A 23,304-nucleotide genomic window follows, 5' to 3' on the forward strand; every position below is an offset into this window, starting at 1 on the left:
TGCATAACTATCTGATATATATGGCGCCCTAGAGACGAATCGAACGTCCGACCTACCCCTTAGGAGACGCCTTCCCTATCGTGAAGCCCGTCGATAACATGTTGAAGGATAACATGTTTTTCTGTGGATCGCTCTATCCTTTTTATAAAAAATAACCTCAACTGTACCGAAATTGTACCGATAAATATTCAGTATAAATAAAAAGAAGGAAGTTGGATTGGGGAAATACCTCTTATCGTAGGAGTTAAAATTCTCGATTTCATCTATTTTCTATTCCCAAAAGAGAGACAAGAGAGATATCAAAAATATGGAAATGAGAAGGCAGTTATAGTTAAATTTGAATGGACGGAAACAGAGAAATTCTAATACTTAAGGAATTTAAATATGAAATATTTTAGTTGGGGAGGAGTAGGCAATGCATTACAAAATGGATCATTTGAAGGCTTTTCTTTTGAATATCTTTTTATGGGTTTGGGTGTTGCATTCTGTCTTGGGGTAAGTTACTTGGTATTTGTATTATTTTTGAATTACGTATGCTCTAAGATTTTCAGTCAGAGAATAAAAGATTGGTGGAATAAGATATAACGTAACTAATAAGTGCAAATTTTATATAGTGAATAGCACTACACAGAACTTATTATTTTGAATCTATTTGGAATAAAACGGTTCAGATTATTTTTTAATTCATAGATTGGGAGGGAATACGGTGATTATTGTGTTTGTCGAGTGTTAAACTATGATGTGTTCGGTATTGCGTTATATATTAACCCGTCAGTTCCCCTACAAGATTTTCGTAGTTTGCTTTCGTTATAGTATAGTGTGGCGGATCATCATTTGCTTTAGCTTCTGAAGCGTAACGTTTTGCTACACTTTCAATTTTATCTCTGTTCTGTTTGAATATTTCTTCGGCTGCTTCTGGTGTATCTTCATTGCATTGGAAGCAATAAATTAGTGCCTCTTGAGTGATTCTGAAGATATACCGTATTCCACTTTTTTTGCCATAGAAGTGCATTCCTCTATATTCATAATTCCACTCGCATTTTGATTCAAATTCCCAAAGCTCATTCATAAAATAATCTGTCTTATAAAATTTGTACTTTGATATTAACGTCAACAATGCTTAATTGATTTAGTTTTTTTAAGAAAAACTCCTCTGCAACATTAATCCAAAAACGGTTTTCGAGGATAACTTGCCGTTTGTAAAATTTGCATTCATCTATAAAGCTTCAATTTCTTCATTACGATGTTCAATCTGTTTTTTTAGCAGTCTTAAATCACTTTCAAGGCTAGTAATATGCTGGCATTTCCAGAATATAACTCTGATTTTACCAAGCGTAGAGTCAGCGAGAATTGTATCTATGCATGCCTAAATTCATGAGCTACTTATGAGTTTGGCTTGTGAGGGGGGGGAGGGGGGACATACCCCCACCCTTACCTATGGTGCAATTGGTGCCGAATTTTCCTCCAAGAAAATCCGAAGTTTAGAAATCTTCTAGCTAACCTCAGAAACCTTGTCCTGTAAATTAATCCAGAAAAATTAAAGCTGCTAAGCAATCATATCGTTATTAGCAAGATGATTGCCAATATTGCAATCAATAAAGCGGTTGAATAAAGATATTATTATTCAATTGGTTATATTTAGATTGTATCGATTGCAAGAATTTTAGGCTAAAAACTAGTTAACGGGAAAAATGATTGCGACTAATCACTTGATAAAAAAGCTGCTGTTTACTTTATTTGCTGTTTTCATAAGTAATAGTACAGTAGCTGAATGGGATTACGTAGGAGAGACAGAAAAAGCAACTTTGTTTATAGAGTACGATACCATTCGTAAAAAAGGAAACATGGCAAAAATGTGGATCATGTTTGACTATAGGCACGAACAGAGCCCACCAGGATTAAATTTTTTGTCCAGAAGATCTCAGGTTGAATTTGATTGCGATGAAGAAATGATTAGAAATCTTTACAGTTCTATTCATAGTGGAAGCATGGGAGGTGGGCAGGTTCTTCATTATGGAAATAATCCTTCTCCTGAATGGGAGCCAATACCACCTGAAACTGTTGGAAAAACATTGAGGGAATTTGCCTGCGGAAACCCCGTCGTTACACAGCTAACGATAAATGCTTTAGCAAGGAAGAAAGCTACTGCTCTACTCCCTAAAGCTCCCGATTGGGAATCTCCTAATTGGAAATTTTATGATGTTAAAGGATATAAGCCACATTTTTACTACGATCCAACTACAATTCAGAAAAAAGATCATTTTAGAAAAGTATGGTCACGAAACTCAAGTGATTCATATTGGGATCAACGGACACTTTATGAATTCGACTGCCAAAAGGAAAAGGTAAAAATTCTACATTATGATACTGCACCTACTGCTTTAAACAGAACCGATTACGATATACATATACCTCCTCTCAGGCCAGGCTCAGAAAGAATGGAATGGGTATCATTAAGAAGTGGGTTACCTGATTCTCCATGGTACCCTTCTGATGATGTAAAAACACTTTTCTATATTATTTGCGATAAATGAAGCTTGCGCTTTATTCAGATAGAGAATCATTACCAGCATAATGGTTACAGAAAATGCCGTTCGGCCTGAGCCTGTCGAGGGCCGATGTCAGTTGCTTAGCGGTTTGACAAGTTCACCGCGAACGGTAATGGTTTTACTGGAACGATCCACTAGGATGAAAAATAGTATATTTCTGATACTTATAATTTTGTTATTGGCAGGTTGTGCAACTAAAGCAAGGCACAAGGAAGATGCAACAGAAGCGATTAAACCAGATTTATTAGCTGCCCTACAAGCAGCCGATGCAGATGTTAGTGAGATATTCGCTAGATTTGAAAAATCCTCTAATGATCCTGATGCATTTAAACAATCTGCTTTATCATATAAAAGGGCACTGGATCAAGGATTAATGACTCCTGGGGATCTTCAATTAAGGTTAGCAACCATTACTAGGGAACATATCAATAAGAACCCTAGTAAGGCTGGAGAGATGATGCAAGCTCAGCAACGGATATTAGAGTTAGCTGGTGTGCAACGGAAAAAGAGGCATAAAAGAAACTACGAATTCAAATCATGGGACGAGGACGTTATACACTGCCGACGGAATTTAGATTTAAGCCTTAGGTGTGATGTTCCATTCTATCCCAATTATAAACCTGTTAGATCCTGGTGAGTTTTCTTAATGGGTGTAACTAATCAAAAATAACCTCTTAGTAATGGAAGAAGAGTATATAAGAAGAATAAGAATACTAGAATATTAATACAATACTAATAACTATAATAAATACATATACATATACATATACATATACATATACATATACATATACATATACATAGATATATTATTACTTAATAATAGGTTTAATACTAAAAGTATTATAGAAAATATCTTCCATTGCAGAACGTAGTTCTGATTCATATTTCTTAGCTACAATAAAACTATCATGAACAGGAAGGCAAGCAATACCTTTATTAGTTAGTCGATTGATAATATACTCAGCAAGCCATGCGTCATTACGCTGCAAATACATTCCAAACGATGGGGTAAAGAAATAATCGCTGATTGCTTCGTGCTTTTGTTCGATTTTTTGAAGTAAGGGTTTAGCATTCTTGATGTGAGATTCACTTCTAATGGTATTGATAGCATGTTCAGGTGATTCGCAATTGAATAACACTAAGAAAGCTTTCTTTACTTCAGCGCGATCACATCCTTCTATAGTATAAGGGTCTTCATTTAATAGAATTCCTTTCAAAGCATAGGCAATTCTTGGATGAAGGGCTGAATAATCCAACTCACCGACTTCTTCACCATTTATAGTTAATTTTCTCCTGTCTTCTTTGGGCATATTCATCCAGAAACCATTATAGAAACGTCCTCCGAAATCATCTGCATTAAAAACCCGCTTTACTGTGATGCAGGTTGGGTCATATTTGTATCGAAGGTTAATTCCATCAGTACCGATATTGGTTTTTCTAAGCAAGCTATTGTATTTTTGTAGATTTTCTCGCATTTGATTAGTGATTTTATTATCAACATAATCAATAACTTTTTTATTCTCATCTTTTTTTATAATGATTTCTTCTTCAGGTGTTTCAGGATCACGTTCTATTTTCGTTATATCAAATTCCAATAGTGCTAGAAGTTTGTCACTAGCTTTAATACGTGTCTGAAAACCTTCCCCTTTGGATCGATCAAAGAAGCCTTTCTTGATTTCGATATAGCCTAATGCGATCAGGTTATACAAAACACCTTTAAACAGATCATATTTAAGGTATAGCTTTCTGTATCGAGTGTCTTTTGTATAGTCATTTCGATTTAGGCTAATCATGCGCCAAGGGTTATCACTGTAATTTGCTGCAATCCATAAATCCAGAATGATAACGTCAAGGTGTTTTTTAGCACGTGCAGCTTTCCTTATTTGCTTGTTGTTAGCCTTTCTTAATTGTGCTAGCTCTGAGAATATCCCAGACAACTGCTCATTCATTGGGGGATAGTTTGTTTTTCGATGAACTTGAAGTGGGATAGCTTCCTGTAGCACCTTTGTTAGTGATTGTTCTTCATTGTCAATCATGGGGGTAAAAACTGGTGGGAGGTAAGATTAAGAAAAAAGTATTAGCAGTAACAATTGTTTTAAAATATTCATGTGATTAACATTCCATGCCAAGTGAGATACGCATCAGAATGCTCTATATTGCGTTAAAACTAACCATCCTATGTTTAACCTATGCAATCAACAAAAATAATCGACTGTAGGCGTTTTAAATGAGTATTATGTCTGTTGATAAACTTAGCTTTATGTAGAATTTTGTATCTAACTGATTAATAAGCATACATAAGCTGATCAACAATAAAATATCTGTAATAATCTGTTTTATAAGGAATAATGCGGCTTTACGAGTGGTGATGGTATTGCTGCATCATTCCATGTTGTGTTTATCGGTAAAGTTTTAACTAATCTTTACTGCTGATGACCGACTTTAAGCGTTCATTTTGGCGACAATATCTTCTGTTCTTAAGTGGGTATATCTTTTTAATTGTTGCAGTGTTTTATGTCCGCTGATGTGGGCTGTTTCCATGATGTTAAAACCACGTTCAAAGAATCTGGAGCATGCTTCATGGCGTAAATCATGAAATCTTAGGTTTTGTATGTTTGTTCGTTTTAACATTCTTTGCCATGCATGCTCAAAGCTATCAGGCCGTTGCCATGTCCAAAACACCCTGGGATTATTTAATTGACGGGGAATGCTGCTTAATGTCTCTATAGCCTTTTTGCTAAGGGGGACTATTCGAGTTTCACCGTTTTTGGTCATGGGTAGTAATGCTGTTTGTCTTTTTATGTCTATGTTGCTCCATTCGAGTGAGAGTAATTCTCCCAATCGCATAGCTGTTTCTAGGGCTAATATGATGAGGGGTGTCAGTAAAAATGATTTACTGTTTCTTGCTGCTTGTAACAGTATTTGTTCTTCATCATCAATAAGCCTTCTATCACGGCCTTTTGCTTGCTTAGGCTTGCGAACTAATGTAGCAACATTGTTTATGAGTGGAATTCCCCAATCTTTTATTGATATGTCTAGCAGGTGTGAGATTGAGACTATTTCCTTGATGATTGTTGCGCCTTGCTTCCCTTCTGCTAGCCGTTTGTCTCGGTAGGCTGCAATATGCTTGCTTTGTAATTGGCTAACGATGAAGTGACCAAAATGCCTTTTAAGAAATAGCATTCGTTGCTTGTCTCTCTTTGCTGATCGCTTTAGAGGGGTAACTTCCTGAATGTATCGGTCTATTAATTCACCTACTGTGGTTCTATCGGCTTCTTGTCTACAGACAAATACGCCTCGATCTATTTCAGATTCAATGAGTCTTGCCCATTTTTCTGCATTAGATTTGCTTTTGAACGTTTTGATTTGAATAGGAACCCCAGTTTTCCTGATTAAGACTTTGTATGTCCCAGACTGGGTTTTTGTGATTGTTGCCATGTTATACCCCATAAAAAAGTGTACCGAAAATGTACCGAACGGGTATTCCTAGACAACAAGGATTGATGTAACTATTTGATTATATTGGCGCCCTAGAGACGAATCGAACGTCCGACCTACCCCTTAGGAGGGGGTCGCTCTATCCACTGAGCTACCAGGGCGAAACCCGCATTTTACGCTATTATGTAGGAATGGATAAACAGAAACCGCATCCTGATAAAAATACTGCAGGACAGAAAAAATTACCTCGTGCCGTGGTGGTGCTTGGTCTGGTTAGTTTTTTCAATGATTTTGCTTCCGATATCGTCGCGCCGCTTATTCCAATTTTGCTTGCGTCTGTCCTGGCGGCTGGGCCGGTGGCGTTGGGTTTGATCGAGGGGATTGCCGATGCCTTGGCTAGCTTGTTGAAACTCTGGTCGGGGCGGCATTCTGACATCATGGGTGGGCGCCGCAAGAAACTGACATTAGCGGGCTATATGTTGTCGAACACGGCGCGCCCCCTGCTGGGGTTGGCTGTTTCCTGGCCAGTAGTGCTGTTGCTGCGCAGCATCGACCGCGTCGGTAAAGGAATACGCGGCGCACCGCGCGATGCGCTGGTGGCGGATGCCACGCCCTCACATATGCGCGGTTACGCATATGGTTTTCATCGTGCGCTGGATAATGGTGGCGCACTGGCAGGGAGTCTCACTGCCGCAGCCATACTGGCTTGGTCGGGGCTGGATCTGACCGAAGTGATTTTATGGTCCGCAGTGCCGGGCCTTGTTGCCGTCCTACTAATCGGTGTAGGTATCAAGGAAGAAAACAAGAGCAACATAACGAAAGCGGAAAACGCCTTACCTGAAGCACCGCCCCCCTTACGCTGGTCATTATTAGCTTTGCCGACACGGCGTTATCTACTGGTTCTGACGCTCTTCACCTTTGCGCGCGCCTCCGAAACGTTCATTCTGCTGCTGGGATATCAACTCGGTGTCGGTGTAGTCGAGTTGCTGCTGATCTGGTCTGCGATCAGTCTTGCCAAGGCCGTGACCTCGACTGCCGGGGGGCAACTGGCTGATCGCTATGGGCGGGGAGGTATGATGCTGATTGGCTGGGCTGCGTTTGCTGTGTCGTTCCTGTTGCTTGGTTTGGTGACCAGCAGTGGTGGATTATGGCTGGTCAGTATTTTTTACGGACTGTTTACTGGCATGAGCGAAGGGGCTGAACGTGCGCTGATCAGCGATTATGCAAGCCCCACTGAAAGGGGTACCGCCTTTGGCTGGTATCATCTGGCAGTCGGGCTGGCGGCCATTCCAGCAGGTGTGCTGTTCGGTTTCCTGTGGCAGTTTCATAGCGCATCACTGGCATTCTTTTTTGCAGGCGGACTCGCCGCCTTGGCCGCGCTATTGCTGCGATTATGGGCTTGGCCAGCTAAAGATACGATGGCGAGTTAAGCCGATGCTTTAAGCAGCACCAGCACGGCGCCACTACCGCCATGCTCGGGGTTGGCCTGGCAAAACGCCAGTACGTCATCGCGTTGCATAAGCCAGCCGCCAACTCGCGATTTCAGCACCGGTTCACGGTTTTTTGAGCTCAATCCTCTCCCATGAATGACGCACACGCATCGAACGCCATACCTGGCGCACTCATCGAGAAATACAGTCAGTGCATAACGCGCCTGATCCCGTGTCATACCGTGTAAATCCAGCTCAGACTGAATTTTCCAGTGGCCTCGCCGCAATTTACGCAAGATCTGGCGTGATAAGCCAGGACGCAGATAGGACCACTCATCGCCTTCCGGGATTTCCAGAGAAGGATGATCTGACAGCGTATCCTCTGCAGTAGGCTTTTCTACAGCAGGCCGAGGAATAGGCCGGGGCGGTTTTTGCCGATGAACGACTTGATTGGGTGGAGTGAGCGGGATGACATCCCGCATCGCCTCAAGAAACAAAGCAGTCTCTTCATCGTTATTTTTCTTATCGGATGTGACTGTTTTCTTGCCCCGCTTCACTTTAAATCATCGAGATATTTCTCTGCATCCAGCGCAGCCATGCAACCGGTTCCAGCACTGGTCACAGCCTGGCGATAAATCTGATCCTGCACATCCCCCGCAGCAAACACGCCAGGGATGCTCGTTGCTGTGGCATTGCCTTCATTCCCGCCGCGGGTGACGATATAGCCATTTCTCATGTCCAGTTGCCCTTGAAACAGATCAGTATTGGGCTGGTGCCCGATGGCAATAAAAACACCGCGTAAATCGAGCGTGCGGGTGGCCTCATCCTGGGTATTCTTGATACGGATACCGGTCACGCCTGATTCATCACCCAGCACTTCATCCAGCACATGATTGAGCGCTAATGTGACATTGCCGGTTTCCGCTTTGTTCATCAATTTATCGATCAGAATTTTTTCCGAGCGGAATTTGTCGCGTCGGTGCACGACGGTCACACGGCGGGCGATATGGGAAAGATACAGGGCTTCCTCGACAGCCGTATTGCCGCCGCCGATCACCGCGACATCCTGCCCTTTATAGAAAAAGCCATCACAGGTCGCGCAAGCCGACACGCCCTTGCCCATGTAGGCTTCTTCGGAAGGCAATCCCAGGTATTTGGCTGAAGCGCCTGTCGCAATAATCAGGGCATCACAGGTGTAAGTGCCTTGATCACCTGTCAGAACAAAAGGCCTTTCCGTCAGTTTAGCCGTATGAATATGATCGAAAATAATCTCGGTTTGAAAGCGCTCGGCATGTTTCTGGAAACGCTCCATCAATTCCGGTCCTTGAACCCCCTGTGCATCAGCCGGCCAGTTATCGACATCGGTGGTTGTCATGAGCTGGCCGCCTTGTGCCAGTCCCGTAATGATGACAGGATTGAGATTGGCGCGCGCCGCATAGATCGCAGCGGTATAGCCCGCAGGGCCAGAACCAAGAATAAGCAATCGGGAATGTTTAGTTGTCATATTTTAGTGTTAATAAAAAATAATTTAAGATTTTTGTTCAAGAACAATAGCGTACTCGTAAATATCCAGCGCTTCTGTTGCTGACGGACCTCTTTTACGAGCGATCATCAGCAAGCGCTCGGAGGGTTTCTTGTCGTTGAGCAGCAAATCGGTTTCATTCAGCGCTTCATCAGGGAAATACATCTGGGTGGTCAATTCCACGTAACCTTTTTTGGCTATCTTGAAATGGATATGCGGTGGCCGCATCCAGGTTTCCGATGCAGGATACGCCCCTGGCATGACGGTTTTGAAACGGAACTCACCCTGCTCATCCGTCAATACGATCGCCCATCCCTGGAAATTGGGGTCCAGGGGCGCAGAATTAGGATCGCGCGGGTGACGGTAGCGCCCCTTTGCATTCGCTTGCCAGATTTCTACAGTCGCATGCGGTACGGGCTGTCCCTGGCTATCCAGCACGCTTCCTTTGACGATAATGTGTTTGCCTTCGGCCACGCCATCACGGCCTTGCACTTGCGTCAAGTCGAAGTCTTTATCGTCCTGTGGCGTGACAGGATAAAACGGACCCTCCGTTTCAGGGGGAGTAGGCAGGAGTGCTTTAGCCAGACTTCCTTCCGCGGTAAACGCACCTGCTACACCCATCATGCTCAATTTAAGCAGCTTTCTCCTGGATAGGCTTTTCATTCTCATCTCCTCATGCCAGATTAATTACCTGCAAGCAGTTTAAATTTGTTTGACTTGAGCAGTTGAATACTGTTCCTATAATTTCTGCTCCACCCAACCGCTCACACTCTCTAATGCGGCAGGCAACTTATCAGGCAAGGTGCCACCTGCTTGCGCCATATCGGCACGCCCACCACCTTTGCCGCCCACTTGCCGGGCGACATAATTAATTAACTCGCCGGCTTTTACTTTTGCTGTCAGATCATTGGTAACCCCGGCAATGAGCGTCACTTTTCCGGGCTCTGTCGTTGCCAGCACGACGATGCAGGGCTTGAACTTGTCTTTGAGCTTATCCATGGTTTCACGCAGCGTTTTGTTGTCTGCCTCTTCCAGTTTAACCGCCAGCACTTTCGCGCCTTTGACTTCGCGCATCTGCTCGCCGAGCTCACCGCTTTGCAACGTAGCTAACTTTGATTTCAATGCGGACAGTTCTTTTTCAAATGCTTTCTTCACTTGCTGCAAATGCTGAATCGCCATTGGGATCGCACCTGCTTGCAGGGGTGGTACATTCAGCAAGGATGCGCTTTTCCTGCGATCTTCTGCCAGCACTTCCACATAGTGCATTGCACGGTCGCCGGTGCAGGCTTCCACCCTTCGCACGCCTGCCGCTACGCCGCTCTCGGAGACGATCTTGAATAAGCCGATATCGCCGGTACGCTTGACATGGGTGCCCCCGCACAGCTCCTGTGAAGAGCCGATATCCAGCACGCGCACTGCATCACCGTATTTCTCACCGAACAGCATCATGGCGCCGGTTTTTTTCGCCTCCTCGATCGCCATCACGCGCGCCTGACACTCAGTATTAATGAGGATCTCCGCATTCACGATTTCTTCCACCTGCCGGATTTGCTGCTCGGTCATCGGCTCGTTATGCGCAAAATCGAAACGCGTGCGCTCATGATCCACCAGCGAGCCTTTCTGCTGCACATGACTGCCCAATACTTCACGTAGCGCTTTATGCAGCAAATGGGTAGCCGAATGATGACGCGCCGTGCGCATCCGCGCCAGCGGATCGACTTTTGCGATGACCGTGTCGCCCACCACCAACCGGCCGCTGCTTAATAATCCTTTGTGACCAAATACATTTGCCTGGATTTTCTGTGTATCGGATACCATGAATGTGCCGCTAACCGCCAGCAACTCTCCGCAATCACCAACCTGGCCACCTGATTCTGCATAGAAGGGGGTGCGGTCAAGAACAATCACGGCCTCTTCACTGGCTTCGATAAATTCCACCTGACTGCCTTGCTGGTATATTGCCAGTATGCGCCCTTCCTGCTGCAAGCTGTCGTAGCCATAAAATTCGGTGGGAATACCGTGATATTCTACCCCACCTTGCATGGTGAACTTGCCTGCCGCCCGCGCCCGCGCGCGCTGGTCTGCCATGGCTTTGTCGAAGCCAGTGTAATCGATGCTGATGCCGCGTTCCCGGGCAATATCGGCGGTCAGATCGACGGGAAAGCCAAAGGTATCGTATAGCCGGAACACAGTCTCTCCGGCCAGCGTGCCACTGTGCTCGCGTAATGCCGCTTCCAGCACCTGCATGCCGTTTTCCAGTGTTTCCGCGAAACGCTCTTCTTCTTGTTTGAGCACGCTAGCAACGCGCTCCTTGGCGGCCACGAGCTCAGGATAAGCCGGCCCCATCACGTTGGCCAGATCATCGACCAGTCGATGAAAGAACGGTGTCTTTTGCTCTAGCCGGTAGCCGTGCCGGATGGCGCGCCGGATAATGCGGCGCAGCACATAACCGCGCCCTTCATTGCCAGGAATGACGCCATCGGTGATCAGAAAAGCGCAGGCACGGATGTGATCGGCGATGACCTTGAGCGAATTGTTCGATAAGTCACGGCTGCGCGTCTCGCGCGCTGCCGCTTTGATCAAATCCTGGAACAGATCAATGTCGTAATTGCTGTGCACTTGCTGCATCACCGCGGAAATCCGCTCCAGTCCCATGCCGGTATCTACGGAAGGTTTCGGTAAAGGATGCAACGTGCCGCTGGCATCACGATTGTATTGCATGAACACCAGGTTCCAGATTTCGATATACCGATCGCCATCCGCATTGGCTGAACCCGGCGGTCCGCCTGCTACCTCAGGACCGTGATCATAAAAAATCTCGGAACATGGGCCGCAGGGCCCGGTATCGCCCATTTGCCAGAAATTATCCATGGTGGCAATGCGCACAAAGCGTGATGGCTCGATGCCAACTTCATTGAGCCAGATATCCGCTGCTTCATCATCCTCGGCATAGACGGTCACCCACAGTTTCTCCTGAGGAATTTCCAGCACCTTGGTCAGAAACTCCCAGGCGTACTGAATGGCGTTACGCTTGAAATAATCACCGAAACTGAAATTGCCCAGCATTTCGAAAAAGGTATGATGGCGTGCGGTATAGCCGACATTCTCCAGGTCATTGTGCTTGCCGCCCGCCCGCACACAGCGTTGCGAACTGGTTGCGCGCACATACGGTCGTTTGTCCTGGCCGAGAAATACATCCTTGAACTGCACCATGCCTGCATTCGTGAACAGCAAAGTGGGATCATTGCCGGGTACCAGTGGACTGGACGCGACAATGGCATGACCATACGACTCAAAGAATTCAAGAAATTTTTGTCTTATTTCACTGCTTTTCATGTTTATTCCATTTCATGCAACCTGTATGGGGTGTCAGTCTTTATACATCTTCATACGAGCAAGCCAGCACCTGACGGACGATTTCCGCAGAAAATCCTCTTCCTGCCAGAAAACGCGCTTGTTTGCTGCGTTCTTTCAAGGTTTCAGGGATCACGCCGAATTTCCTGCGCCAGACTGCGCGCGCTGCCGCCAGTTCGCTACCTTTTAAATCGATCATGGCTGTGTCGATCAAATGTTCAGCGATGCCTTTTTCTTTCAGTTCATGGCGGATGCGCTGCGCGCCATATTTGTGCCTACGGCCATGCAGCACTTGCTCGACCACGCGTTCAGCCGAAAGCAACCCGCGCTGCTCCAGCGCGTCCAGTGCTTCCGACAGCGCTTCGGGCGTCTGGGGGGCGTGTTCGGCCAATTTCTTTTCCAGTTCTAGCCGCGAATATTCCCGTCTGGCCAGATAGCCCACTGCCAGGGTTTGCAAGCTCGGCTTGATGGTCATTATTCACCCGATTTGTCGCCTGCTTGAGCAATCTTGGTGGTCTTCATCGGTTCAGCCAAGCCTGCGGCAACCCGTATTTTCTGCTCGATTTCCTTGGCCATTTCCTTATGTTCTTTCAGATAATCGCGGACATTATCTTTACCCTGACCGATCTTTTCGCCATTATAGGAATACCAGGCACCTGATTTCTCGACCAATTTATGCAATACGCCCAATTCGATGATCTCGCTTTCGCGTGAGATGCCTTCACCGTAGAGAATGTCGAAATCAGCCTGCTTAAACGGTGGCGCCACCTTGTTTTTGACGACCTTTACCCGGGTTTCGTTGCCGATCACTTCGTCTCCCTTTTTGATCGAACCGGTGCGGCGGATGTCTAGTCGTACCGAAGCATAGAACTTCAATGCGTTCCCTCCGGTGGTCGTTTCAGGATTGCCAAATACCACGCCGATCTTCATGCGTATCTGATTGATGAAGATCACCATGGTGTTACTGCGCTTGATATTGGCGGTCAATTTACGCAGCGCTTGCGACATCAGTCTGGCTTGCAGCCCCATCTGCGGCTCACCCATTTCACCTTCAATCTCAGCGCGCGGCGTCAAGGCCGCCACAGAATCCACTACGATAATATCGACCGAGCCGGAGCGAACCAGCATATCGGTAATTTCGAGTGCCTGTTCGCCATTGTCGGGTTGCGAAATCAGCAATTCCTGGATATTGACGCCGATTTTCTTGGCATATTGCGGATCCAGGGCATGCTCTGCATCAATAAAGGCAGCCGTCCCACCCATTTTTTGCATCTCGGCAATCACCTGCAAAGTCAGCGTGGTTTTGCCGGATGATTCGGGCCCGTAGATTTCAATGATCCGTCCACGTGGCAATCCCCCCACACCCAACGCGATATCCAGTCCCAAGGAACCGGTTGAGACCACCTGAATATCATTGGCCACCTCGCTCGCATCCATGCGCATGATCGAACCTTTGCCAAATTGCTTTTCGATCTGGGAAAGCGCCGCAGCCAATGCCTTATTTCTATTTTCGTCCATCTTTTTTCCTGTTAAGAATTCTCCGGATTATCGCATATTCAATACCGGAAGGAAGAAACTTGCAGTAGTCCATTTTATAGCGAATATCCGGGTACTTCGAAAAATCAGTAAAAACTTCAAGCGTATGACTTCCCTGCGATATAATTTGGACACTATCAATATCGACGCCATTCATTTCTTATATTTTTAGCAAAAAAGGGGATAAATCATTCGAATCATTTTGTTAGGTGCCCCGGGCGCGGGAAAAGGCACCCAAGCCAACTATATCAAAGAACATTTCGGCATCCCGCAAATCTCAACCGGTGATATGCTGCGTAATGCTGTCAAAGCGGGCACGGAGCTTGGCATCATGGCAAAAAAAATTATGGAGTCAGGCGGACTGGTATCGGATGACATCATTATCAATCTCGTCAAAGAGCGTATTGCTGAACCCGATTGTGCCAATGGTTTTTTGTTTGATGGTTTTCCTCGCACCATTCCGCAGGCAGATGCGCTGAAAGCAGCCGATGTGCAGATCGATTGCGTCGTCGAAATCGATGTGGCTGATAGCGAAATCATCAAGCGCATGTCGGGCCGCCGGGTGCACCCAGCTTCAGGTCGTACCTATCATGTTGAATTCAATCCATCCAAAGTAGACGGAAAAGATGATGTGACGGGTGAACCCTTGATCCAGCGGGACGATGATCGGGAAGAGACCGTCAGAAAGCGTTTGCAGGTCTACCATGATCAAACCAAACCGCTCATCCAGTACTACTCGCATTGGTCGGCAAGCGGAGAGTCCGGCGCACCGCGTTATATCAAAATAGCTGGCATGGGCGATGTGGAAGCCATACGTCACAGCATCATCACATCGCTCACAAATAAACCCAAAAATTTTTTTGAGAAGTTATTGAGTTACTTCCAAAAGTAAACAAAAAATAGAAGCGCTAACATTTTGATCAATCAGGAGAAAAAAATCATATGGCAATAAAAAATGCATTCTATGCACAATCTGGCGGAGTAACCGCCGTTATCAACGCCTCCGCGGCGGGCGTCCTGGAAACAGCTCGCGCCCATAGCGACAAGATCGGCAAAGTATACGCTGGCCGTAATGGCATCATTGGCGCACTGACGGAAGATTTGATTGACACCAGCGCAGAATCCGCTGAAGCGATCAGGGCGTTGCGTCATACGCCTTCTGGCGCCTTTGGCTCCTGCCGTTACAAACTGAAAAGCCTCGAACAGAACCGGCGTGAATATGAGCGTTTGATCGAAGTCTTCAAGGCGCACGACATTGGCTATTTTTTCTATAACGGCGGCGGAGATTCAGCGGATACTTGTCTGAAAGTATCGCAGTTATCGGACACGCTCGGTTATCCCCTCCAAGCTATTCACGTTCCCAAAACGGTTGATAATGATTTGCCGATTACCGATTGCTGCCCTGGATTTGGCTCGGTCGCGAAATATATCGCGGTATCGACGCGCGAGGCCAGTTTTGACGTCGCGAGCATGGCCAAAACATCCACCAAAGTATTTGTATTGGAGGTGATGGGCCGTCACGCAGGATGGATTGCAGCGGCTGGCGGATTGGCTTCGAGTAAAGATTGTGAGATTCCCATTGTCATCCTGTTCCCGGAAATTACTTTTGATAAAGAAAAATTTCTCGCCAAGGTTGATAGCTATGTTAAGCAATTTGGCTATTGCTCGGTGGTGGTATCAGAAGGTGTCAAGGGCGCAGATGGCAATTTCCTTTCCGACCAGGGATTACGCGATGCGTTTGGCCATGCGCAATTAGGTGGAGTCGCACCGGTCGTCGCGAATATCATCAAAGATGGGCTGGGACTGAAATATCACTGGGGAGTGGCTGATTATCTGCAGCGTGCAGCCCGTCATATTGCCTCCAAAGCTGATGTGGAGCAGGCTTATGCCATGGGTAAAGCCGCTGTCGAATATGCCATTGCCGGGCATAACTCAGTCATGCCAACCATTGAGCGTGTCTCCAATACGCCTTACAGCTGGAAAGTGGGCATGGTTGAATTATCGAAAGTCGCCAACGTAGAGAAAATGATGCCTGCGGACTTTATCACTGACGATGGCTTTGGTATTACGGAAAAATGTCGTGAGTATCTCTCGCCATTGATCGAAGGCGAAGATTATCCTCCTTATAAAAATGGATTGCCCGATTACGTGCGCTTGCAAAATATCGCGGTCGCCAAGAAGTTGGGTGAGTTCAAGCTTTAATCTCATACAGTTACATTCTGGCGGCAAGAACGTATAAAATATGCGCTTTTGCTGCTTCTGATTCAAATTAGATGATTGATGCGAAATTTTCAGACCAAATTTCGCATGTTTTTCAGGTGGTCTGGCTTTAATTGGAGTTCTTTATGGCAAATGGTTTAACGATCGCAATTCTCAGTGCGATTCTTGCCCTGGTTTTCAGTGGCATCTGGATCAGGCGTATTTATGCTCAGTCTCCCGGCAATGCACGTATGCAAGAAATCGCTGCTGCCGTTCAAGAAGGTGCATCGGCTTATCTCAAGCGCCAATACATGACGATTAGTATGGTGGGTGTGATTCTATTTCTTGCCGTGGGTGCAGCCCTCTCGTGGAGTACGGCTTTCGGTTTTGCCTTAGGCGCGCTGCTTTCTGGAGTCGCTGGTTTCCTGGGCATGACCGTATCTGTTCAATCCAATGTGCGCACGGCTGAAGCAGCGCGCACTGGACTGAATGAAGCATTGGAAATCGCATTCCGCGGCGGTGCCGTCACCGGCATGCTCGTGGTAGGACTTGGATTATTGGGTGTGGCCGGATATAGCGCACTGCTGTACAGCGATTCAGCTGCTGATCAGTCCATGAGCGACATCATTCATCCGCTGGTGGGTTTTGCTTTCGGTGGCTCGCTGATTTCTATCTTTGCGCGTCTGGGTGGAGGTATTTTCACGAAAGGCGCAGACGTTGGCGCGGATCTGGTAGGCAAGGTCGAAGCAGGTATTCCTGAAGATGATCCACGTAACCCGGCTGTGATCGCAGATAACGTGGGGGATAATGTGGGCGATTGTGCCGGGATGGCAGCCGACTTGTTTGAGACCTATGCTGTTACCATCATCGCAACCATGATACTGGGTGCTTTGTTGTTCACATCCAATACAGCCAATGCCGTAGTTTATCCATTGATGCTGGGCGCAGTCTCGATTATCGCTTCCATCATCGGTTGTTACTTCGTCAAAATGCGTGAAGGCGGAAAAATCATGAATGCGCTTTATCGTGGCCTGGCTGTGGCTGGCGCGATTGCGTTTTTTGCTTATCTGCCTGTCACTGTCTGGTTTATGGGGGGGATGTCCTTAAATCTTGAGGGTGTTGATGTCGCCGGCGGTGAACTGGTCATGCGCTTGTTTGTTTGCGCCGCTATCGGCCTGCTCCTGACGGGCTTGATGGTCATCATCACCGAGTATTACACCTCGACCGAATATCCGCCCGTTCAGCATATCGCTAATGCATCGACTACTGGGCATGGTACCAATATCATCGCGGGTCTCGGCGTTTCCATGCGTGCGACGGCTGCGCCGGTATTGGCAGTGTGTGCAAGTATTCTGATTGCCTATTCGCTGGCGGGCCTGTATGGCATTGCCATCGCTGCCACCGCTATGTTATCCATGACCGGTATTATCGTGGCACTTGATGCTTACGGTCCCATTACTGACAATGCAGGCGGTATCGCTGAAATGTCTGGCATGCCGGAATCTGTTCGTGCGATTACTGACCCGCTGGATGCGGTTGGCAATACCACTAAAGCCGTGACCAAAGGTTATGCCATTGGTTCAGCAGGGCTGGCTGCACTGGTGCTGTTTGCTGACTACACGCATGGTCTGGAGCACGCAGGCAAATTGCTCACTTTTGATTTGTCTAATCATCTGGTTATTATCGGTCTGTTCATTGGCGGCATGGTGCCTTACCTGTTTGGCGCAATGTCGATGGAAGCCGTCGGACGGGCTGCGGGCTCGGTGGTGATTGAAGTGCGTCGTCAATTCAGGGAAATTCCAGGCATCATGGAAGGAACGGCTAAACCGGATTATTCCCGTGCGGTGGATATGCTGACTAAAGCGGCTATTAAAGAAATGATCGTACCGTCATTACTGCCCGTTCTGATTCCTGTGCTGGTAGGCATATTCCTTGGCCCACAAGCGCTAGGTGGCGTATTGATGGGCTCGATCATTACCGGCCTGTTCGTGGCTATTTCCATGACTACCGGTGGTGGTGCATGGGACAACGCCAAAAAATACATCGAAGATGATAACTACGGCGGCAAAGGAAGTGAAGCTCACAAAGCGGCGGTAACAGGTGATACCGTTGGCGATCCGTACAAGGATACGGCTGGCCCAGCGATCAACCCGCTGATCAAAATTATCAATATCGTGGCATTGCTGATTATTCCATTGCTGTAATATTGTATATTTTAGCAATTGAAAAAGCCCACCAGTCAAGCTGGTGGGCTTTTTTTTTCGACTGTTAGTTTCTTCGTTGTCATCATCCTGTCATTGCATTTTCTTGCCACATTACGTAGGATTGATTGCGGGTGCCTATGAGCAAATTGAATCGCTACCTGCTCACCTACAGTCACTCGTGTTTACAGCCTTTATCAGAAATCCTATGTAACTGTTTGTATTAACAACATTAACAGGAGAATCAAGATGAACGTTAAAATACGCGCACTCGCTTTACTAACAACACTGCTCTTTGCAACCTCCAGTTTTGCTGACTTATTAGGCGATGAAAAGGTCGAGTGGTCTCAGGTTCCAGAAAAAGTCCAGAAAACCATCACGCAACATGCGCAGGGTGGAACCGTTGAGAAAATTGAAAAAGAAACAGAGAAAAAAAAGGTCATCGTTTATGAGGCTCATGTAAAAAAACCCGATGGCAAGAAAATTGAGATTAAAGTCGAGGAAGACGGTACGCTGTTTGAAATCGAACAAGATTAAGCACTCAACATCCATTCAAAGCCAATCTTCACGTTATTCCCTCGCGGTCTGGCATACCATCGGCCAGACCGCATTCTGATTTAGCTCAAAGGAGGGGTATTCCATGCTAACCAAAACGTTTTATTCACGGCAACCAAGCTTAATACTCGTGACCTTGAGTATAGTCTGCACCTTTGCTCAAGCAAGCCCGGCCATCTCATCAGATGCGCCAGCAAAATCCGGTGCTGGACATAAACACGCGGAACACACGGATCAAACCAATCAGCCAGGACCCGCTGGCGAGCTCCCGCCTAAACTGCAAAATCTCGGCCCCCATACTTTTCCAGTCAGCACAAAAAACCCGCAGGCGCAATTATTCATGAACCAAGGACTCAACCTGGCTTATGCATTCAATCATGCCGAAGCGCGCCGCGCCTTCCGCGAAGCTGCGCGACTCGATCCTGCTCTGGCAATGGCTTACTGGGGCCAGGCGCTTGTGCTGGGACCCAATATCAATGCCATGATGGATCCAAAAGAAGAGCAAGAGGCGCTTGAGCTCATTCAGAAAGCGGCATCGCTTATGGCAACGGCATCGCCAAGAGAACAGGCGCTCATTCGTGCGCTGGAAAAACGTTATACAGGAAAAGCGGAGCAACGCAGCGTAAACAACCAGGCTTATGCAGAGACGATGCGTACAGCACACCAACGCTTCCCGGATGATCCCGATATCGCCATGCTCTATGTTGAATCGATGATGGATCTTCGCCCATGGGGCTACTGGATGCCAGACGGTCAGCCGTATGAAGGTACGGCGGAAATCGTGGGTATCACGGAAGAAGTCATGCGCAAAGATCCGAAGCACCCCGGCGCCTTGCATATGTACATCCATCTCATCGAACCCACGTGCACGCCCGAGCGTGCAGAAAAAGCAGCGGATACCCTGTTGGCGCTCATGCCAGCCGCGGGCCATGTTGTGCACATGGCCTCGCATATCTATCAGCGTGTCGGACGCTATGCGGACTCGATGAAAAGCAATCAGCTCGCTATTGCCGCAGACGAAGACTATCTTGCGCAATACCCAGCGCAAGGGATCTATCCGATGGGCTATTACCCGCACAATATCCACTTTCTCTGGTTTGCGGCTACACTGGATGGACAAAGTAAGATCGCGATTGACGCGGCTCGTAAGGCGGCAGCCAAGGTCAGCGATGCCGCGCTGAATGAGTTACCTGTAACCGCGATATTTCGTGTTATTCCCTACTGGTCGCTGGCACGATTTGGGCACTGGCAAGACGTTCTCAAGGAACCGCCTCCCCCTGCTAACAACGCGTTTCTCACAGGTGGCTGGCACTATGTACGTGGGCTCGCATTTGTGGCGACAGGCCAGCTACAACAAGCTGAACAGGAGCTCGCGTCATTGCGCAAGATTATGCAGGAGCCGGGCCTGGACTCACCGCTATTTTCACAGAATACAGCCCGCACAGTACTGGCTATCGGACCCGAGGTATTGGCCGGCGAGATTGCTGCCGCTCAGGGAAAATTTGCTGAAGCGATCGCCCATCTCGATCAAGCTGTCCGCCTGGAAGATGGTCTGGTTTATACCGAACCGGCCGAATGGCATTTTCCGCCGCGTCTGGTGCTGGGGGCAATTCTGCTCGAGGCAGGACGTCCGGCTGAAGCGGAAACGGTTTATTGGGAAGACCTGCGGCGCAACCGCAACAACGGCTGGGCATTGTATGGTCTGCTGCAAGCACTGCGCGCACAACAGAAAAATGACCAGGCAGCACTCATCGAAGTTCGCTTCAAAAAAGCATGGGAGCGTGCTGACATCATGCTCAATGCTTCACGTTTTGGACGAAAACCCAAGACCTGAACAGACGAAGCAGGTGAGTCTCGATAAAATGAATTTAACCCGGATATTTCATGAATTCGCGTGATGATCACGCAGGATTTTGATTAATAGGGAAGTTTTGAGAAGGAGTGGTGTAGTGATTCATACACCCGACTGAGCAAAATCTTTCTTATTAATCAAAAGACAAGTGAGGACACGTGCCAATTTATGAAATATTCGGGTTAATGGGCTTTAGCAGAGCCCGATGAACCGTATTGCAGCGATCGATTGGCTGCGTGGTATCGTTATGATATTGATGGCGCTGGATCACGCTTCCGCTTTTTTCAACCAAGGGCGCGTCGCAAACGATAGCATCGTCACGCATGAGGTCGGCTCAGGTTTTGTTGTCGAGCAATTTTTTACCCGCTGGATCACGCATCTGAGCGCGCCTACCTTTGTGTTCCTGACAGGAACAGCGATGGCACTCAGTATCATGCAGCGTCGTGAGAAAGGCATGCATAGCAAAGCCATTGATCGTGATCTGCTGATCCGCGGCGCATTCATTGCATTGCTTGATATCGTGGTATTTTCGTTCATGAGTGGAAAGCTGTATCTGCAAGTATTGTATGCAATCGGGGTCAGCTTGATGCTGATGACGCTGCTCTATCGTCTGGACAGGCGCGTGCTATTAGCCAGTGCGCTGATCCTGCTCTGTGGTGGCGAAGCCTTTACCGTCTTGTTCTGGCAACCGCATGGCGAGGTACCGCTGTGGCTGGCATTGACTTTTGCTCCTTGGTTCAGTGAATCATTTACGGTGCTCTATCCGGCAATTCCCTGGCTCGCCATCATGATGCTGGGATGGGTATTTGGCGACTGGCTGACAACCCGCGCGAAAAATCCCTGGTCAGTGATGCGTGTCTTATTGATAGGAGGTTCGTTGGCCGTGGTTTGCTTCCTACTCGTGCGCGGTTTCAATGCCTACGGCAACATGCTACTGTATCGTGAAGACTATTCGATTATCCAATGGTTGCATGTCAGCAAGTATCCGCCGGGCATCAGCTATATTTCACTGGAACTGGGATTGATGGCGATCATGCTGGCGGCTCTGCTGTGGTTGCAGCCGAAGATCGTTATCCGTCAATATGGTCCCATTTTGGTATTTGGCCAAACAGCGCTTTTCTTCTACCTCGCACATTTCGCCGTGTTGACCATGCTCACCCTGTTTCTGGAGCGTGCCGGACTTGGACAGGCTTATCTCGCCGCTACCATCACGCTGGCAGTGCTCTACCCAATTTGCTGCGCCTATCGCGCCTTGAAATGGCGTTATCCAGATAGTGTCCTGCGGTTTGTTTGAAGGCGTAAATACCCTAATTCCTTAACGTAGCAGCAAGATTACATGACTATTCTTACCCGATGTTTCTGGTACTAAGGGATAAAAATTGTATGCAAATGCATTATTGCTTGCCTAATTGTTATCCCTTAGCATTATTGTGCAGCGAAGCTGAATTGGTTTGATCCGTTGCTTCTGTTCTGCTTCAGGAGTCAATCAGAAAATTGGGGTTAAATAATTAAGCTACCCTGACTCCAATTATTTGAATTATCTTTATTTTTTCTATATAGGAGACTGCAAAAATGAAACTTTCACTCATATTAGCTGCCCTCTTAGTAACAACGTCCTTCCTAACTGCCTGCATGGAACCAAAACCTGGCCAGTATCCGCCAAGCGCGTCGATGGAACGTGATTCTATGCCGGACAAAGACGCTCAAAAAAGCTCAAAAGGCTAGCACTAAACACATGACACAAATATTTTAACCGCCCTCTTAGGGCGGTTTCTTTATAATGAGAGTCATCAAGCAAATTTATGAGCTGGCTTTAGCATGGTTCTTCTTTTTACCGAAACTAACCTTCTGTCCTGTTAGTACTTCAATCTGTTGTTTAAAACGTTTAGGGCCAATTGCCAAACATGAGTGGGCAATACAATATGATGAAAGCTAAGTTGGCTAATACCCTTAATACCCAAAGAGATATCGTGAGTATTGCCGTAATAGATTGTGTTATTCTGGAAATGTAATACTCACGTGACTGACGACTCCCCGATCACACGAAATCAGGAGATACCCCATGGCAAAAGTTCTCGTTCTTTATTACAGCATGTATGGCCACATCGAAACCATGGCGAAAGCGGTAGCTGAAGGCGCACGTAGCGTGGAAGGCACCGAGGTCACCCTCAAGCGCGTGCCCGAGCTGATGCCGGAAGACGTGGCGCGAAAGGCTGGCGCCAAGCTTGATCAGGCGGCGCCAATCGCGACAGTGGACGAGCTGCCGCACTACGATGCCATTATCTTTGGCACACCAACACGTTTCGGCAATATGTGTGCGCAGATGCGCAATTTTCTTGACCAGACAGGCCGGTTGTGGCTCAACGGTAGCTTGATTGGCAAAGTGGGTAGTGTATTCACGTCCACAGCCACCCAGCACGGCGGGCAGGAAACCACGATCACCTCGTTCCACAGCACCTTGTTACATCAAGGCATGATTATCGTGGGTGTTCCCTATTCGTGTCAGGAGATCCTGAACATGAGTGAAATTACCGGCGGATCACCCTATGGGGCGAGTACGCTTGCAGGCGGCGATGGTAGCCGTCAACCGTCAGAGAACGAAATAAAAATTGCTCGTTTCCAGGGAGCCCATGTCGCACAAGTGGCCAGGAAATTATCAAGCTAA

Annotated in this window: 20 protein-coding genes and 1 tRNA gene; 11 read left to right on the forward strand and 10 right to left on the reverse strand. The window is 47.3% G+C overall.

All coding sequences use genetic code 11. The features are described from left to right. Positions 1 to 384: 384 nt before the first annotated feature. Positions 385 to 585 (forward strand): hypothetical protein, encoded by a 201-nt coding sequence (locus BLW34_RS02035; protein ID WP_090574932.1) that lies wholly within the window; start codon positions 385 to 387, stop codon positions 583 to 585. Positions 586 to 763: 178 nt separating this feature from the next. Here the strand turns inward: BLW34_RS02035 and BLW34_RS02040 are convergent, their stop codons facing one another. Then, a complete protein-coding gene (locus tag BLW34_RS02040; RefSeq protein WP_143037843.1) occupies positions 764 to 1,069 on the reverse strand; it encodes a DUF1488 family protein in 306 nt (101 codons plus the stop codon). A 622-nt stretch (positions 1,070 to 1,691) separates the two neighbouring features. Between BLW34_RS02040 and BLW34_RS02045 the strand changes: the two genes are divergently transcribed. Beyond that, the gene (locus tag BLW34_RS02045; RefSeq protein ID WP_090574938.1) at positions 1,692 to 2,534 is read left to right on the forward strand and encodes a surface-adhesin E family protein; all 843 of its coding nucleotides are present in this window, start codon (positions 1,692 to 1,694) and stop codon (positions 2,532 to 2,534) included. Positions 2,535 to 2,688: 154 nt separating this feature from the next. After that, positions 2,689 to 3,186 (forward strand): hypothetical protein, encoded by a 498-nt coding sequence (locus BLW34_RS02050; RefSeq protein ID WP_090574941.1) that lies wholly within the window; start codon positions 2,689 to 2,691, stop codon positions 3,184 to 3,186. A gap of 175 nt (positions 3,187 to 3,361) precedes the next feature. Here BLW34_RS02050 and BLW34_RS02055 read toward each other — a convergent pair whose 3' ends face one another. The 3 genes from BLW34_RS02055 to BLW34_RS02065 all read right to left on the reverse strand — a co-directional run bounded on the left by BLW34_RS02055 (position 3,362) and on the right by BLW34_RS02065 (position 6,151). Then, entirely contained in the window at positions 3,362 to 4,588 is a 1,227-nt protein-coding gene (locus BLW34_RS02055; RefSeq protein ID WP_090574944.1) for a hypothetical protein, read from the reverse strand. 406 nt (positions 4,589 to 4,994) lie between these two features. Next, positions 4,995 to 5,990: a site-specific integrase gene (locus BLW34_RS02060; protein ID WP_177165921.1), complete on the reverse strand. Its 996-nt coding sequence runs from the start codon at positions 5,988 to 5,990 to the stop codon at positions 4,995 to 4,997. Between the two features lie 85 nt (positions 5,991 to 6,075). Then, a tRNA-Arg gene (locus tag BLW34_RS02065) sits at positions 6,076 to 6,151 on the reverse strand. A 30-nt stretch (positions 6,152 to 6,181) separates the two neighbouring features. On the opposite strand from BLW34_RS02065, the gene BLW34_RS02070 reads away from it, so the two are divergent. Then, positions 6,182 to 7,420 carry an MFS transporter gene (locus tag BLW34_RS02070; RefSeq protein ID WP_090574950.1) on the forward strand — a complete coding sequence of 413 codons (1,239 nt, stop codon included), beginning with the start codon at positions 6,182 to 6,184 and terminating at the stop codon, positions 7,418 to 7,420. Here BLW34_RS02070 and BLW34_RS02075 read toward each other — a convergent pair. The 6 genes from BLW34_RS02075 to recA form a co-directional block, all read right to left on the reverse strand. Continuing rightward, the gene (locus tag BLW34_RS02075) at positions 7,417 to 7,977 is read right to left on the reverse strand and encodes a Smr/MutS family protein (protein ID WP_256203534.1); all 561 of its coding nucleotides are present in this window, start codon (positions 7,975 to 7,977) and stop codon (positions 7,417 to 7,419) included. The genes BLW34_RS02070 and BLW34_RS02075 overlap by 4 nt on opposite strands. After that, positions 7,974 to 8,924 (reverse strand): thioredoxin-disulfide reductase, encoded by a 951-nt coding sequence (gene trxB / locus BLW34_RS02080; RefSeq protein WP_090574953.1) that lies wholly within the window; start codon positions 8,922 to 8,924, stop codon positions 7,974 to 7,976. The genes BLW34_RS02075 and trxB overlap by 4 nt, the downstream gene beginning before the upstream one ends. Before the next feature lie 24 nt (positions 8,925 to 8,948). Then, the gene (locus BLW34_RS02085; protein WP_090539967.1) at positions 8,949 to 9,605 is read right to left on the reverse strand and encodes a dioxygenase family protein; all 657 of its coding nucleotides are present in this window, start codon (positions 9,603 to 9,605) and stop codon (positions 8,949 to 8,951) included. Between the two features lie 75 nt (positions 9,606 to 9,680). Beyond that, the gene (alaS, locus tag BLW34_RS02090) at positions 9,681 to 12,278 is read right to left on the reverse strand and encodes an alanine--tRNA ligase (RefSeq protein WP_090574956.1); all 2,598 of its coding nucleotides are present in this window, start codon (positions 12,276 to 12,278) and stop codon (positions 9,681 to 9,683) included. A 40-nt stretch (positions 12,279 to 12,318) separates the two neighbouring features. Beyond that, entirely contained in the window at positions 12,319 to 12,771 is a 453-nt protein-coding gene (recX, locus tag BLW34_RS02095; RefSeq protein ID WP_177165922.1) for a recombination regulator RecX, read from the reverse strand. Next, a complete protein-coding gene (gene recA / locus BLW34_RS02100; protein ID WP_090574963.1) occupies positions 12,771 to 13,814 on the reverse strand; it encodes a recombinase RecA in 1,044 nt (347 codons plus the stop codon). Before recA ends, recX begins: the two co-directional genes overlap by 1 nt. 208 nt (positions 13,815 to 14,022) lie before the next feature. Here recA and adk point away from each other — a divergent pair, with 208 nt between their 5' ends. The 7 genes from adk to wrbA all read left to right on the forward strand — a co-directional run bounded on the left by adk (position 14,023) and on the right by wrbA (position 23,304). Further along, positions 14,023 to 14,724, forward strand: a complete 702-nt coding sequence (gene adk / locus BLW34_RS02105) for an adenylate kinase (protein ID WP_090539974.1) — start codon at positions 14,023 to 14,025, stop codon at positions 14,722 to 14,724. 50 nt (positions 14,725 to 14,774) lie between these two features. Next, positions 14,775 to 16,034, forward strand: coding sequence for a 6-phosphofructokinase (locus BLW34_RS02110; RefSeq protein ID WP_090574966.1), 1,260 nt, complete (start codon positions 14,775 to 14,777; stop codon positions 16,032 to 16,034). Between the two features lie 143 nt (positions 16,035 to 16,177). Further along, positions 16,178 to 18,235, forward strand: a complete 2,058-nt coding sequence (locus tag BLW34_RS02115) for a sodium-translocating pyrophosphatase (protein WP_090574970.1) — start codon at positions 16,178 to 16,180, stop codon at positions 18,233 to 18,235. A gap of 246 nt (positions 18,236 to 18,481) precedes the next feature. Then, the gene (locus BLW34_RS02120) at positions 18,482 to 18,769 is read left to right on the forward strand and encodes a PepSY domain-containing protein (protein ID WP_090574973.1); all 288 of its coding nucleotides are present in this window, start codon (positions 18,482 to 18,484) and stop codon (positions 18,767 to 18,769) included. A gap of 103 nt (positions 18,770 to 18,872) precedes the next feature. Beyond that, a complete protein-coding gene (locus tag BLW34_RS02125) occupies positions 18,873 to 20,621 on the forward strand; it encodes a tetratricopeptide repeat protein (RefSeq protein WP_090574976.1) in 1,749 nt (582 codons plus the stop codon). Between the two features lie 223 nt (positions 20,622 to 20,844). Continuing rightward, positions 20,845 to 21,933: an acetyltransferase domain-containing protein gene (locus BLW34_RS02130; protein WP_090574978.1), complete on the forward strand. Its 1,089-nt coding sequence runs from the start codon at positions 20,845 to 20,847 to the stop codon at positions 21,931 to 21,933. A gap of 768 nt (positions 21,934 to 22,701) precedes the next feature. Continuing rightward, on the forward strand, positions 22,702 to 23,304 hold the full coding sequence (wrbA, locus tag BLW34_RS02135; RefSeq protein ID WP_090574981.1) for an NAD(P)H:quinone oxidoreductase: 603 nt from the start codon (positions 22,702 to 22,704) through the stop codon (positions 23,302 to 23,304).

This window comes from Nitrosomonas sp. Nm58 (assembly GCF_900107335.1).
In the GTDB taxonomy this organism is placed as follows: Bacteria; Pseudomonadota; Gammaproteobacteria; order Burkholderiales; family Nitrosomonadaceae; genus Nitrosomonas.